Annotated in this window: 13 protein-coding genes; 8 read left to right on the top strand and 5 right to left on the bottom strand. The window is 65.1% G+C overall.

Annotated elements, in window-relative coordinates:
• Positions 1-30: 30 nt before the first annotated feature.
• A complete protein-coding gene (locus DIZ22_RS02435; RefSeq protein ID WP_048937697.1) occupies positions 31-2,067 on the bottom strand; it encodes a tetratricopeptide repeat-containing sulfotransferase family protein in 2,037 nt (678 codons plus the stop codon).
• 445 nt (positions 2,068-2,512) lie between these two features.
• Between DIZ22_RS02435 and DIZ22_RS02440 the strand changes: the two genes are divergently transcribed.
• Complete coding sequence (locus tag DIZ22_RS02440) at positions 2,513-5,140, top strand: TonB-dependent receptor (protein ID WP_048937696.1); 2,628 nt, start codon at positions 2,513-2,515, stop codon at positions 5,138-5,140.
• Positions 5,141-5,190: 50 nt separating this feature from the next.
• Entirely contained in the window at positions 5,191-5,463 is a 273-nt protein-coding gene (locus DIZ22_RS02445; RefSeq protein WP_107917693.1) for a hypothetical protein, read from the top strand.
• Between the two features lie 4 nt (positions 5,464-5,467).
• On the opposite strand, the gene DIZ22_RS02450 is transcribed toward DIZ22_RS02445, so the two are convergent.
• The 3 genes from DIZ22_RS02450 to ubiG all read right to left on the bottom strand — a co-directional run bounded on the left by DIZ22_RS02450 (position 5,468) and on the right by ubiG (position 7,857).
• On the bottom strand, positions 5,468-6,061 hold the full coding sequence (locus DIZ22_RS02450; RefSeq protein ID WP_048937695.1) for a YdeI/OmpD-associated family protein: 594 nt from the start codon (positions 6,059-6,061) through the stop codon (positions 5,468-5,470).
• Positions 6,062-6,205: 144 nt separating this feature from the next.
• On the bottom strand, positions 6,206-6,739 hold the full coding sequence (locus DIZ22_RS02455; RefSeq protein ID WP_048937694.1) for an energy transducer TonB: 534 nt from the start codon (positions 6,737-6,739) through the stop codon (positions 6,206-6,208).
• Positions 6,740-7,122: 383 nt separating this feature from the next.
• Positions 7,123-7,857, bottom strand: a complete 735-nt coding sequence (gene ubiG / locus DIZ22_RS02460) for a bifunctional 2-polyprenyl-6-hydroxyphenol methylase/3-demethylubiquinol 3-O-methyltransferase UbiG (RefSeq protein WP_048937693.1) — start codon at positions 7,855-7,857, stop codon at positions 7,123-7,125.
• Positions 7,858-8,209: 352 nt separating this feature from the next.
• Here ubiG and DIZ22_RS02465 point away from each other — a divergent pair, with 352 nt between their 5' ends.
• From DIZ22_RS02465 to DIZ22_RS02480, 5 genes are all read left to right on the top strand, one after another.
• A complete protein-coding gene (locus DIZ22_RS02465) occupies positions 8,210-9,475 on the top strand; it encodes an aspartate kinase (protein WP_004208043.1) in 1,266 nt (421 codons plus the stop codon).
• Positions 9,476-9,666: 191 nt separating this feature from the next.
• Positions 9,667-9,915, top strand: a complete 249-nt coding sequence (locus DIZ22_RS21580) for a hypothetical protein (protein ID WP_137405873.1) — start codon at positions 9,667-9,669, stop codon at positions 9,913-9,915.
• The gene (locus DIZ22_RS02470) at positions 9,912-10,925 is read left to right on the top strand and encodes a nitronate monooxygenase (RefSeq protein ID WP_017501365.1); all 1,014 of its coding nucleotides are present in this window, start codon (positions 9,912-9,914) and stop codon (positions 10,923-10,925) included. Before DIZ22_RS21580 ends, DIZ22_RS02470 begins: the two co-directional genes overlap by 4 nt.
• Before the next feature lie 85 nt (positions 10,926-11,010).
• Entirely contained in the window at positions 11,011-11,769 is a 759-nt protein-coding gene (locus tag DIZ22_RS02475; RefSeq protein ID WP_048937692.1) for a hypothetical protein, read from the top strand.
• 201 nt (positions 11,770-11,970) lie between these two features.
• Positions 11,971-12,900, top strand: coding sequence for a hypothetical protein (locus DIZ22_RS02480; protein ID WP_048937691.1), 930 nt, complete (start codon positions 11,971-11,973; stop codon positions 12,898-12,900).
• A gap of 7 nt (positions 12,901-12,907) precedes the next feature.
• Here DIZ22_RS02480 and DIZ22_RS02485 read toward each other — a convergent pair whose 3' ends face one another.
• Entirely contained in the window at positions 12,908-13,345 is a 438-nt protein-coding gene (locus DIZ22_RS02485) for a helix-turn-helix domain-containing protein (RefSeq protein ID WP_048937690.1), read from the bottom strand.
• A 101-nt stretch (positions 13,346-13,446) separates the two neighbouring features.
• On the opposite strand from DIZ22_RS02485, the gene DIZ22_RS02490 reads away from it, so the two are divergent.
• Positions 13,447-14,187: an SDR family oxidoreductase gene (locus DIZ22_RS02490; protein WP_048937689.1), complete on the top strand. Its 741-nt coding sequence runs from the start codon at positions 13,447-13,449 to the stop codon at positions 14,185-14,187.
• The last annotated feature ends 72 nt before the right edge of the window (positions 14,188-14,259 follow it).

Consider the following 14,259-nt stretch of genomic DNA (forward strand, 5'->3'; position numbering starts at 1 on the left):
TGGAAGGGAGGGGATGAAAGGCGCGCATGATCAGCGCGGCGGCAGGTCGGGATAGCTTTGCGCGATCGGCCCGAGCGCGTCGGCCAGCGGGGTCAGCCAGGGTTCGAATCGCCGCCAATGATCGACGCCGCCGGTATAGATGGGCTGGCGCACCTGTTCGGAACTGGCGGTGCGCACCGCCCGGTCGGTCTGCCAGAAGGACAGGCAGGCCGCCTCGAAATCGAGGCCGAGATAGGCGAGCAGCCGGTCGACCTCGCCGAGCGTGTCGGCGACCATCTGTTCGTAGATGACGCGGTGGACCCGGCCCGGCGCGGCCGCGTCATAGGCGGCCATCAGCGCGACATAGTCGCGATAATAAAGGCCTATGTCGGTGAGGTCATAGGTGAAGGCCTGGCCGCGGGCAAAATGCTGTTTCCAGCCGGAAAAGCAGCAGCCCATCGGATGGCGCCGCGCGTCGATGATGCTGGCATTGGGCAGGATCAGCTTGATGAGGCCGACATGCTGCCAGTTGTTGGGCATCTTGTCGATGAAGCGCGGCTTGCCGCTCTGGCGGTGGACGCGGGTCTGCTCGACATATTCCTCGCCCAGACGCCGGCGGTCGGCCGGGGTCAGCGACGCCGCCATGGCCGCGAAATCGGCAAATTCGCCATCGTCCACCCGCGATTGCAGGCGGCTGGCGATCATCATCATCTCGGGCAGTTCCATCGTGCCTTCGACCTGGCTGTGGCTGGCGAGGATCTGTTCGACCAATGTCGATCCCGCGCGCGGCAGGCCGACGATGAAGATCGGGTCGGGCGCGGGGCAGCCGCCATCGCCCATGGCGGCGATGAAGGGCGCGCTGAAGGTCGCGGCGGTGGCCGCCACTTCGGCGGAAAATTCGCCGGCATCGTGGCGGATCATGGCGCGGCGCAGCCGGTTGCCGGCGTCATAATGGCGGAAGGCGGCTTCGTCCGCCTTGCGATCCTCCTGCGCCTTGCCGAGCGAAAAATGGAGGTGGAAGACATCCTCGCCCTCCGTCTGGCCATCGCGGGCCAGGGTTTCGAGCGCGCGCTCCATCGTCGCGATGTCGGCGGCGTCGAGCTTCACGGTCTTGAGGTTGGCGAGGCTCCACCAGGCTTCGCCCATGGTCGGGCGATGATGCACCGCCTGGCGATAGGCATGGACCGCGTCGGCCTGTCGCCCCAGCGTCTTGAGCGCATGGCCCAGATTCTGCCAGACCTGCGGCTGGTCGGGACGGTCGGCCAGCAGGCTTTCATAAATGGAGCGCGCAGCGTCCTGATCGCCCAGCCGCACCAGCACCGATGCGCGGATGAGGTCATAGCCCGGATTATGGATCGGCGAGCGGGCGAGGGTTTCGGCATGGGCCAGCGCTTCGCTCAGGCGGTTGTTCTGCAATAGCAGGCGGATGAGGAAATCGCGGGCGAGGTCGAAGCCGGGTGCCAGCGCGACGGCGCGCTCGACATGAGCGAGGGCGGCATTCATGTCGCCGCGCCGCCATTGCACCTCACCCATCAGGCGGATGCCGGCGGGATCGTCGGGCAGGCGATCGGCGCGCGCCGACAGCAGCGTGGCCGCGTCGTCCAGTCGCCCCTCGTTCATCGCCATTGCCGCTGCCAGCAGGTCGCGATCGCGCGAGGCGGCGTGGACGCCCGACAGGTCGGCACGCCAGGCATCGCCATCGCGCCCAATCGTGCGTAGCAGCCCGGCCAGCATGAACCAGCCGCCGGGGACGCCGGGTTGCTGGCGGGTCAGGCTTTCGAGCGCGCCGATCGCCTGACGCTGGTCGCCGGCTTCCTGCGCGGCCTGGGCCAGTTCCCACAATATCGCCGGGACGCTGGGATGCTGGCGGGCGAGGGGGGCGAGCCGGGCCAGTGCGGCCTTGGGCTTGCCGAGGCGGCGCAGCGCCTGTCCGATCAGCAGTTCGGCGGGGGGCAGGCGCCCGGCCCGGCGCAGGATAGCCTCGGCCTGCGCCAAGGCCGCATCGGGGCGGGCGTCGAGCAGGGCGGCAGCGTCTGCCAGCGCCGTCTGGATGCTGTCGGTTGCCGATACGGCGGACGCGTTCCCCATAGCCCCTCATATTTGTGCGACTGCTCAAAATCTTATGTCGGCCGCAGGCAGGCGTCGAGTCAGCTTGTCGTAAAAGTTTCAAAAAGTCGCCGAACAGCTGCTTGACAGGGCGTGTCCGATCGGCAGTATCGAATTTAGGACAGTTGTTCTGATTGCTGCAAAAGCGAACTGTCCGGGGATTATGGAACAGATAAACAGCGTGGCCAGCGTCTGGCGGCGATCCTGAAAGAGTCTCTCTTTCGGGCGGGGCATCCTTCGCCCTGTCGGCCGCCGGTGCGCGAGGCCATGCGAACGCGTCAGGGAACGAGACCCGGAGCACCGGGCGAATTTCGCAGGAGAGGACGAGTCGCAACGCGTATCAGGGGGTATTCGTATGGCCATTCGTCTCCGCTCGCGAAGAGTGCGCACGTTCTGCGCGCTTGGCACGAGCACGTTCCTCACACCGATGATCCTGTCCGCGCCGGCACTGGCGCAGGCCCCGGCAGCCGATGCCGCCGCCGCCGATGCGGCCGCCGCCGAGGCCGAGCAGGGGCTGGGCGAGATCGTCGTCACCGCGACGCGCAGCGCGCAGAGCATCCAGAAGGTGCCGATTTCGATGCAGGCGCTGGGCGCGGAGAAATTGCAGGAACGACAGGTGAAGGGCCTGAGCGATTTCGCCGCCCTGCTGCCGTCGGTTTCGTTCGAGGGCATTGGCCCCGGCCGCAACACCGCCTTCTTCCGCGGCATCGTGCCCGCCGGCGGTGCCTATGCCTCGGTCGGCTATTATCTGGACGACATGCCGATCACCGGCACCGAAGTGCCCGATATCCATGCCTATGACCTGGAGCGGGTTGAGGCGCTGTCGGGGCCTCAGGGCACGCTCTATGGCGCGGGCTCGCTGGCCGGCACCATCCGCCTGATCACCAACAAGCCCAAGCTCGACACGTTCGAGTTCGGCTATGACGTGGAAGCCAATAAATATGGCAAGGGCGATTTCGGCGGCCAGCTGGAATCCTACATCAACGTGCCGCTGGCGCCGACGCTGGCGGTGCGGGCCATGGGCTATTATCGGCGCGACGGCGGCTATATCGACAATACGCCCAACAATGGCACGTTCAACGATGGCAGTTCGTCGACGCTGACGCTGGGCGACAACAACCCCAACACATCCTACACGCTCGACAATAGCGACATCGCCAAGGATGATTACAACACCATCCGCGAATTTGGCGGCCGCTTCCAGCTGCTGTGGCAGCCGACCGAGGGCTGGGACATCACGCCCGAGATCACGGCCCAGAAGCAGGTGGCGCGCGGCTATTTCGGCTATGATCCGCGGGTCGGCGACCTGGAAGTCCATGACTATGACCAGACCAAGAATGACGATCGCTGGTATCAGGCGGCGCTGTCGATCCATGGCCATATCGGCGATTGGGACATCGTCTCGGCTACCGGCTATTTCAAGCGCCGCACCCGCACGCTGAACGACTATACCTATTACACGGTCACCTATGACGGCTTCGGGCCGGGCTATGAAAGCTATCTGCAATTCTTCGACAATTGCACGGGCTCAGGCGCCAGCCAGCAGTGCCAGATGATCAATCCGACCCAATATTATCATGCCGACACGCACCGCAACAAATTCACCCAGGAATTGCGGATCTCGACGCCCAAGGACTGGCCGTTCGACGTGACCGTCGGTGGCTTCTACCAGCGGCAGAAGAATGAGCTGAACACCAGCTATGCGATCCGCGGACTGGATACGATCACCGGCTATACCGCGACCGGCGGCGGCGATGTGGCGGGCGGGCTGATCGGCGTGCCGGCCATGTATGGCATCGCCTATGACGAGGACGGCAATCCCTATTTCGATACCAGCGACGTCATCAACGCCAACGGCAATCCGCTGGGCACGATGATCCTGGGCACCCAGGCGGTGAAGGGCGACGCCTTCTATTATGTCGAGCAGGACCAGCTCTATCATGACAAGGCGATCTTTGCCGAAGGCCATTACAACATCACGCCGACGCTGAAGCTGACCGGCGGCATCCGCTATTTCTGGACCGACTACAAGGTTCGGGGCTTTGCCGGCGTGGCCGGATCGGCCGCAGGCGTGGGTTGCACCACGCCGCTGCCCGATGACGAGCGGCTGACCTGCGTCAACACCAACCCCAATGCGGCGGACGGCACCGGCCGCTACAAGGAGGATGGCGAGACCCACAAGGTCGCGCTCGACTGGCAGTTCCAGCCCGACAAGATGGTCTATTTCAACTATTCGACCGGCTTCCGCCCCGGCGGGTTCAACCGGCCGCTGCGCATCCGCAGCCTGGGTAAGATCGTCAATGTCGCGCCGTTCAAGTCGGAAACGCTGACCAATTTCGAAGTCGGCGTAAAGACCACCTGGAACAATATCTTCCGCTTCAACGCCGCCGTCTATTATGAGAAGTGGAACAATATCCAATATGGCGTGGTCGTGTCGGGCGCACAGGGCGCGGGCATGACCGGCAATGCCGGCAAGGCCGAGGTCAAGGGCATCGAATATGATGCGGACCTGCGGCTGGGCAAGGTGACGATCTCCACCTCCGGCGCGTTCAACGATGCCAAGCTGAAGGGCGATTTCTGCAACTTCGCGCTCAATACCGAGACCGAGTCGATCGCCCAGCTGAGCAGCTGTACGCTGGGCGATTTCGTCGAAGGATCGAGCCCGCCGACGCCGCAGGTCGCGGCCGCCAACGGCACCCGCCTGCCGCGCCAGCCGCGCTTCAAGGGGACGACATCGATCCGCTATGACACCGACCTGGGCGACTATGCCGCCTATATCCAGGGCGCGGCGCTCTACCAGACCGGCGCGACGCAGGATCTGAACGTCGAGAGCAACGAGCTGCTGGGCAATACCAAGGGCTTTGTCAGCTTCGATTTTTCGGGCGGGATCAAGAAGGATAATTGGAGCGTCACTCTGTTCCTGCAGAACGCCTTCGACAAGCGTGGGCAGCTGACGCGCAACACCTTCTGCTCGATCGACTTCTGCGCCAACAGCTCGCGCACCTTCACGATCAAGCCGCAATTCTTCGGCATAAGGTTCGGCCAAAAATTCTAAACAGGTCGCCGAACAGGATGGCCATGCCCCGCACGATATGCGCGCGGGGCATGGCCATTTTCATCGGAGTGGCGGGCATGCTGCTCGCCATGCCGGAGCGGCCGCGCGCGCAGGAGGATCATTCCGGCCTGACGCGCGCAGCCTATCGCGCCCGATGCCTGATGTGCCACAGTCGCGCCGCGCCAGAGGGCGTCTCACCGGAGATATTGGCAGGGCTGCATCCCGAACCGGGGCTGAAGCCGGCGGCAGCGATGCCGGGCGTCAGTTGCTGGCGGCGCTGCACCAATTGCTGGCCCGCAGAGCCGCGGGAGGGACGGAAGTAAGTCCCTATTTCTTCTCATATTTCCAGTTGCGGCCCTTGCCCTCGCCAATCCAGTCGACGGCCTGGGCGATGCGCTTGTCGCGGGTGGCGTCGGTCTTCGCCTCATTGATCCACTCGCAATAGTCGCGGATCTTGCCGGGCGGGAAGGCGGCCCAGATGGCCGCCGCCACCGAGTTGGCGGCGATGGCGTCGGCGAAGGCGGGGTGGACGGGCAAAGGCGCTTTGGGCGGCTTGGGGCCGGTGCGTGGGCGATCGCCGGCGTCGATCAGGGCCATGGCCTGGGCGATCAGGCCGGCGATGGCGGCATCGGACGGGAGGTCGGAAAGGACGGTGAGGCGGCCGAACTGGCCCATGGCGTCGTCGCTGGCATCTTCCCTGCCAACCTTGTCATGCCAGAAGCCGAAGGCGGCATGGCCCTTGAAGGCGGCCATGTTGGCGAGATTCTGGTCCTTGTAGGTGAAGAAGGGCATGCCCCATTTGACCGCTTCGCCCATGTCCGGCGACGCGGCGTGCATCAGCGCGCGGATATGGTCGAGAATGGGGCGGGCGAAGTCCGCCTGGGCGGCGATATAGGCGTCGATCCGCGGATCCATGGCCATAGGATGATCCCCCTCGCTGTGCCGCGGGCTCAAGCGGCTGTCCCGATCGGCCGGTGATGCCATCAGCCGATGGATAGTGCAACGCACGGGGCGCAGCGAGAGGGACTGCGGGCGCGCCCCTTTCACGCGCCCGCAGAGCCTGGCTCAGTTGACAGCGCGCGGGGTGTCCGGCGTGTCGAGCAGGGCGATGGCCATGGCGGGGCCACCCGCGCGACGGGCGAAGCGGGCATTATTGTCGAGCGCCTGCCGCTGGAGATCGCGGATCTGCCGATTGTAGCTGGCCTGGGTCGTGGCGAAGAGGATGGTGGCGACATAATTCTGCCCGGCGCCGATGCCGGCGGGCAGCGGATGCAGGGTCGGGATGCTCTGGATGGCGCGCATCGCCGCCTTGTCGAGTTGGCGCGAGCCGGACGAGTTGAGCAGGGCGATGCCGGCCGGCGCACCGCTGTCGCTGCAGGCGAACTTGACCTGGACGATGCCTTCCTCCGGCCCGGACAGGATGGTGGGATAGCGCAGCCGGTTGGAGAGGATGTTGCCGGTGCGTTCGACCCAGCGGTCGAGCGTGGGCGGGGCGGTGGTGGGCGCCGTCACGTCGATCGAGGGGGCGGATGACTGGGCGCGGGATGCGGCCGGCAGCAGCAGCGGCACGGCAAGGCAGAGGCAAAAAAGCAGTTTCATGTTTCGATCTCCTGAGAGCGGATGATCGGCCGGGGGCGGGAAGGACGTCGTTGGTCGGCCCGCATGCGGTCGAAGGTGCAGACGGCGACCCGGCAATGTCTGCACCCGCATTTTTATCAGGCGAAATATGAAATGACAATTTCACAAATGAATTTGCCATTTAGATGCTTAAGATGTTTGTAAATTAAAATTTAGTTGCAAATGCTTTTCGTGAGAACAGCGTTTCTTGGGCGGCCTCTCTGGCGCTGGATGGCAGGGGAAGGGAGGAAGTCCCGGAAAACCGCGCGCTATTCCGGTGCGCGGACCGGCATGGCGCAAAGCGGCGGGGGCGCGTTCGACCATGGCGGGACGGTCGACTTGAGGCTGGCGCGCCCGAGTCTTCGTCAGCCCTTGTGCCGCGCCGTCAGCAGATAGTTGATCGCTGTGTTGGCCGACAGGGTGAAGCCGCGTGCCGGATCGAAGGCGAGGCCGCTGCTGTCGGTGACTTCCAGGCCCGCGTCTTCGAGCAGGGCGGTCAGTTCTTCGGGGGTGATGAACTTGGCCCAGTCATGCGTGCCCTTGGGAATGCCGCCGATGCTTTCGCCGATGGTGATCATGGCGAGGCGCGACATCGGCGTGCGGTTGGGGGTGGAGAGGATCATCAGCCCGTCCGGCGCGAGCTTGGCCGCGAGGGCGCGAACGAAGGCGGCGGGATCGGCGACATGTTCGATCACTTCCATCGAGGTGACGAGATCATAGCCGCTGTCGCCGACCTGCTCGACCGGGGTGGCGCGATAGTCGATGGCGAGGCCCTGGCCCTGTGCATGGGCGACAGCGACGGCGATATTTTCGGGCGCGGCGTCGAGGCCGGTGACGCTGGCGCCGAGGCGGGCAAGCGGTTCGGCCAGCAGGCCGGCGCCGCAGCCGACATCGAGCGCGCGCTTGCCGCTGAGCGGACGGAAGCCATGATCGTCGCTGTCCCAATGCCGGTCGATCGCGGCGCGGATATAGGCGAGGCGGACCGGGTTCAGCTTGTGCAGCATCGCGCTCGACCCCTTGGGATCCCACCAGTCAGCGGCCATGGTGCCGAAATGGGCGGCTTCCTTCGGGTCGATCGTCGCGGTCGTCTCAGTCATCATGCACCTTGGGTCTTGCTGGGTGGCGAAGCACTCGTGCCGCCGTTCTAGCAGCGGGCGGCGGGAAGGCCAATGTGCCATGCTGTCATAGCTATGTCTTTGAAGGCGGGGCATGTAGGAGCGCGGGTGGCGGCAAGGAGGGCGAGCGGATGGCGGGATTGCTTGCCATATCCGTCGCGGCTGCTAATAGGGCAGCCGTTTTGCCCCTTTGGGACATTTTGTTTCACAATTGGAGCAATGTCCGATCCGATTGCATCGGCTCGGCTGCTCCATATCTTTTGTTGGTCGCGTTTTCTGAAGTCAGCAGGTGTTCCACCTGCTTCGAAAACGCTTAAAGGACAGGTTCGACAAGCAAATGGCGCGCATCGTGATGAAATTCGGCGGCACCTCCATGGCGGGGATGGAGCGAATTCGCAACGTGGCCGCGCGCGTCAAACATGTCGTCGACCAAGGCCATGAAGTGGCGGTCGTGGTGTCGGCCATGGCCGGCGAGACCGATCGCCTGGTCGGCTTCTGCAAGGAAGCCTCCGCCCTTTACGACCCGGCCGAATATGATGTCGTCGTGGCGGCAGGCGAACAGGTCACCAGCGGCCTGCTGGCGATGACGCTGAAGGCGATCGGCGTGGACGCGCGCAGCTGGCTGGGCTGGCAATTGCCGATCCGCACGATCGAGGCCCATGCCAAGGCGCGCATCAGCACGATCGAGACCGATGCGCTGATCGCGGCGATGCAGTCCGGCCAGGTCGCCGTCATCCCCGGTTTCCAGGGCATGATGGACGATGGCCGGGTGTCGACGCTGGGCCGTGGCGGTTCGGACACATCGGCGGTCGCGGTGGCCGCGGCGGTCAAGGCCGATCGTTGCGACATCTACACCGACGTCGACGGCGTCTACACCACAGACCCGCGCATCGTGGCGCGTGCCCGCAAGCTGGACCTCGTCACCTATGAGGAAATGCTGGAGCTGGCTTCGGTCGGCGCCAAGGTGCTGCAGACCCGCTCGGTCGGCCTCGCCATGAAGGAAGGCGTGGTCGTGCAGGTGCTTTCCTCCTTCGATGATCCCACCCAGGACGACCTCCCCGGCACGCTGATCGTGAGCGACGAGGAACTGGAAGCCAAGCTCAAGGAAACCAAGATGGAACGTCAGCTCATCACCGGCATCGCCCATGACAAGAATGAGGCGAAGATCATCGTCACCCGCGTGCCCGACAAGCCGGGCGCGGTGGCCAGCATCTTCACCCCGCTGGCCGATGCGGCGATCAACGTCGACATGATCATCCAGAATGACAGCAAGGACAATGAGGAGACCGACGTCACCTTCACTGTCCCGCGCGCGGACCTCGCCCGCAGCGTCGACATCCTGGAAGCCAACAAGGACGCGATCGGCTTCCGCCGCATCATCACCGACACCGAAGTCGCCAAGATCAGCGTCGTGGGCGTGGGCATGCGCAGCCATGCCGGCGTCGCCGCCACCATGTTCAAGACGCTGGCCGAGCGCGGCATCAACATCGAGGCGATCTCCACCAGCGAGATCAAGGTTTCGGTGCTGATCGACGAGGACGAGACCGAACTGGCGGTGCGCGTGCTGCATACCGCCTATGGCCTCGACGCCCCGGCGGCTTAATCGCTATTTGGCTGAGGCCGGCCTGCAAATGGCACCTTTCTCCGCTTCCGGTGCTCACGTGCTTTAAGCCCGCTGCGTCGGGCCGAGGCGCGTGACTCGGCCCGAGGGTCTCGAAAGGCACCATTTTCGGCTCGGCCTGAGCCAAATATCGGCTATGCCTCGGATGGTGCAATCACCATTTGAGGCAATTCATGTCTGAAGCGATCAAAATCAACTGTGAGGTCTGCGGTCGTCCAAAAGACTATGGACCGCACGTCTACGATTTGCGAAAGCTGCAAGGCTACGGCATCATGGCGTGTACGATATGCTGCTCGGCTAACGAAGATGGTTGGGGACCATTCCCTGAACCTATTATCCTGAAACGACTTGAAGAAAAAGGTATCGAACCTCCTAAGCGCAATGCGAAGGGTTGGTTGCCTTTGGAGTTTTTCCGACGATGACCACTGCCAAACTCGCTTCCCTGATGGCCCGCGGCACCGAATTTCTCGGCTGCGAGAGCGCGATCCTGTGCGGGGCGATGAGCTGGGTCAGTGAGCGGCATCTGGTGTCGGCGATCTCGAACGCCGGCGGTTTCGGTGTGATTGCCTGTGGCGCGATGTCGCCCGAATTGCTGGACGCGGAAATTGCGGCGACCAGGGCGCTGACCGACAAGCCGTTCGGCGTGAACCTGATCACCATGCATCCGCAGCTGTTCGACCTGATCGCGGTGTGCGCCAAGCATGAGGTGAGCCATGTCGTGCTGGCCGGTGGCCTGCCGCCCAAGGGCAGCATCGAGGCGATCAAGGCCAATGGCGCCAAGCTGATCTGCTTTGCGCCCGCGCTGGCGCTGGCGAAGAAGCTGGTGCGATCGGGCGTCGACGCGCTGGTGGTCGAGGGCATGGAAGCGGGCGGCCATATCGGCCCGGTCGCGACCAGCGTGCTGGCGCAGGAAATCCTGCCCGAAATGGCGCAGCAGGTTCCGGTGTTCGTGGCCGGCGGCATCGGCCGGGGCGAGGCGATCGCCGCCTATCTGGAAATGGGCGCCGCCGGCGTGCAGCTGGGCACGCGCTTTGCCTGCGCGAGCGAGAGCATCGCCCATCCCGCGTTCAAGAAGGCCTTCTTCCGCGCGTCGGCGCGCGATGCCATCGCCAGCGTGCAGATCGACCCGCGCCTGCCGGTGATCCCGGTGCGCGCGCTCAAGAATGCCGGCACCGAAGCCTTCACCGCGAAGCAGCGCGAAGTCGCCAACCTGCTGGACAGCGGCGCGGTCGACATGGGCGAGGCGCAGTTGCAGATTGAGCATTATTGGGCCGGCGCGCTGCGCAAGGCGGTGATCGACGGCGATGTCGAGGGCGGGTCGCTGATGGCGGGCCAGTCGGTCGGCATGGTGACCAAGGAAGAGCCGGTTGCCGACATCATCGCCGAACTGATGGCGCAGGCCGCAACGGCGCTGGAACGCCGCGCGGCCTGATCCCCGCTGCCTAAAAAACAGGCTTTATCGGCTTTTAACCAATATCGGGCATGGTTTCCGGCATCAGATTTGTCGGAGACCGTCCATGCGTGCCTCGATCCGTCACCTGCTATTGTGCCCGCTGGGCGGGATTGCGCTGCTGTCGGGCTGCGCGGGGCAGCGGGAGGTGGCGGTTGCGCCGCCGCCTGTGCCGGTGCGGACGCAGCCCGTGCCCCAGCCGCTGCCGCCGATGGGCGCGACGGCCAATATGCAGATACCGCCGATCGGCGCCGATGGCCTGCGCGTCACGCCCAACCGCGACCTGAGCGGGGCGGCAACGCTATGGCATATGCGCATGGCGCTGAACGTGGCCGCCCTGTCCTGCCAGGGGAGCGGCGACGCGGCGCGGCTGCAATATAATGCGCTGTTGGCCCGGCACAGGGCGGCGCTGACGCGGGCCAATGCGCAGGTCGAGGGGGAATATAAGGCGGAGTTCGGCGGCGGCGCGATCGCGCAGCGCGAGCGGCTGAATACTATCGTCTATAATTTCTTTGCCCTGCCGCCGGCGCAGGCGGGTTTCTGCGCGGAGGCGGTGCGGGTGGGGGCGGCCGTCAACAGTCTGCCGACGGACCAGTTGCTGGCCTATGCGCCGACCGGCCTCGCCGCGCTGGAAAAGCCCTTCACCGACTTCTTCGATGCCTATGCCCGCTATCAGACCGACCTGGCGGCATGGCGTTCGGGGCGGACGCTGGCGGCGGCGCCGGTGGTGCTGGAGGTCCGGCTGAGCCGGGCGGACCTGATCGCGGATGATGGCGTGACGGTGCCGAAGGGAGCGATGCCGCGCCTGCTGGCGCGCGCCGACTGAGAAAAATCGGTTATTTCCGGCCTTTTTCGCGATGCTCGGCTTGCCGCATTGCAACCAATTGGGATAGCGGGCTTTTAACAGCAACCGGGCGGGGGTTCAGCGGTGAACCACAGGCGGGGCCGTCCCTGGCTGCGCGTTAAGCATATTTCCTCCGGTGGAAATGCCCGGCATGTTGGCCGGGCCAGATCGTCGGAGTAGTTGATGTTCCTGCCACGTTCCCTGTCTTCCCGTCTGTCGCTGCTTGCCCTGACGGCGCTGGCGGCCTGTGCGACGCCGGTGAAGCAAGTGCCGCCCACGCCGCCGCCGGCGGTGGTGCCGACGGTGATGCCGACCCCGCCGCGCTATTCCGCGCCCGACATGGTGCCGCCCGACAAGGACGAGGCCGGGAAGTTCATCACCCCCAATCGCGATTCCGAGGGGGACCAGGCGCTGTGGCATGTGCGCATGGGGCTGAACGTCGCGGCGCTGGGCTGTCCCGAGACCAATGGCCAGACGCGCATATTGTACAACCAGATGCTGACCGTGCATGGCGCGTCGCTGAAGCGCGCCAACGATACGCTGGAGGTCAGCTATCAGCAGCGTTACGGCAGCAGCGCGATCCGCATGCGCGAAGTGCTGAACACGCTGGTCTATAATTTCTTCGCCCTGCCGCCGGCGCAGAAGGCCTTCTGCCAGAAGGCGGTGGCGACGATGACGATCATCAACGGGCTGACGCCCGACGCGCTGGCCGCCTATGCGCCCAAGGCGCTGGACGAACTGGAGCAGCCCTTCCGCGATTTCTGGGCGGAATATGAGGATTATCTGCGGCGGCTGGAGGAATGGCGCAAGCGCTTCGGCGCGACGGTGAAGCTGGTCGGCCCGGTCGGCGGCGATGATCTGAACGACCATGAGCCGCCGGCGCCGACCGCGCCCGCGCCGATGGGGCAGGTGCCGGCCACGCCGATGCAGCGGCCATCGGACATGATCCTGCCCGATGCACCGGCTTCCGCGCCTGCTGCTCCGGCTCCGGCTGCGCCGGCCCCGTCTGTTCCTGCAACGCCGAGCGCGCCGCCGCCGGTGGTGCCGACCCAGCCGCAGGTGCAGGCGCCCAAATTGCCGTTGCAGCCGGTTCCCGCGCCGCCCGAAAGCTGATCGCCGGTCAGGCGTCGCGCGCGTCGAAGCGGGCGCGGGCGTCCTCGACCGTGGCGAGATTGCGTTCGGCCCAGACCCATACGCCGCAGAAGGCGGCGCTGAGGCTGTTGCCGAGTGGGGTGAGGGCATAGTCGACGCGCGGCGGCACGACCGGATGGACGGTGCGGGTGAGCAGGCCATCGCGCTCCATCTGGCGCAGCGTCTGGGTCAGCATCTTCTGGCTGATCCCCTCGACCGCGCGGCCGACCTCGGTAAAGCGCAGCGTGCCGCGCTCCTCCAGCAATTCCAGGATCAGCATCGTCCATTTGTCGGCCACCCGGCCGATCAGTTCGTTGACGAGTCGCTCTACCCGCGGATCGAGATCGGTCGGCGGATCATGGTCGAGATACTGCTCTGCGGCCGCTATTTCGGCGGTGGCGAAGCGGGATTCTAGAGGATTTGCCATTTCTTACCTTTGGGTGCCTATGGCACTTTTCGGTGCCTTCTTTCCAAAAGAGAGTATAGGCCTAAATTGATGGGCAAGCCACCAAACTAAGGAGCTTTCCCATGAAAAATTCCGGCAACACCATCCTCATCACCGGCGGCGGTTCGGGCATCGGCGCGGCGCTGGCGCATGAATTCCACGCAGCGGGCAACCAGGTCATCATCGCCGGGCGGCGGCAGGCGGCACTCGACGAGGTGGTCGCGGCGCACCCCGGCATGGCGTCGATGGTGATCGACATGGAAGATCCGGCGGCGATCGCCGCCTTCGCGGACAAGCTGGTCGCCGACTTCCCGGCACTCGACGCGGTGCTGCTGAATGCCGGCATCATGGTGGCAGAGGACCAGATCGACCTCGCCATTGCCGAGGCGACGGTGGCGACCAATCTGCTCGGCCCGATCCGCCTGACCCATGCGCTGCTGCCGCATCTGCTGGCGCAGAAGAGCGCGACCATCCTGACCGTGTCGTCGGGCCTGGCCTTCGTGCCGCTGGCGGCGACGCCGACCTATTGCGCGACCAAGGCGGCGATCCATGGCTGGTCGATCTCGATGCGCGAGCAGCTCAAGGACACGAGCGTCGATGTGGTGGAGATCGTGCCACCGGGCGTGCAGACCGACCTGATGCCCGGCCATGCCGAAAATCCGCAGATGATGCCGCTCGCCGATTTCATCAGCGAGACGATGGGCCTTTTGCGGCAGGAGCCGACCCCGGCCGAAATCCATGTCGAGCGGGTCAAGTTCCTGAGCGAGGCGACCCGGCGCGGCGAATTCGACCAGGTGTTCGGGATGCTGAACGGGGCGCATTGAGACCCTGACCCTTGTCTCCTGCCGGGGGGAGGACTATCTGGGCTTCGTCAAGCGAGGCCACGTCCTCCCCCG

Source organism: Sphingobium sp. LF-16 (assembly GCF_003711185.1).
Taxonomy (GTDB): domain Bacteria; phylum Pseudomonadota; class Alphaproteobacteria; order Sphingomonadales; family Sphingomonadaceae; genus Sphingobium; species Sphingobium yanoikuyae_A.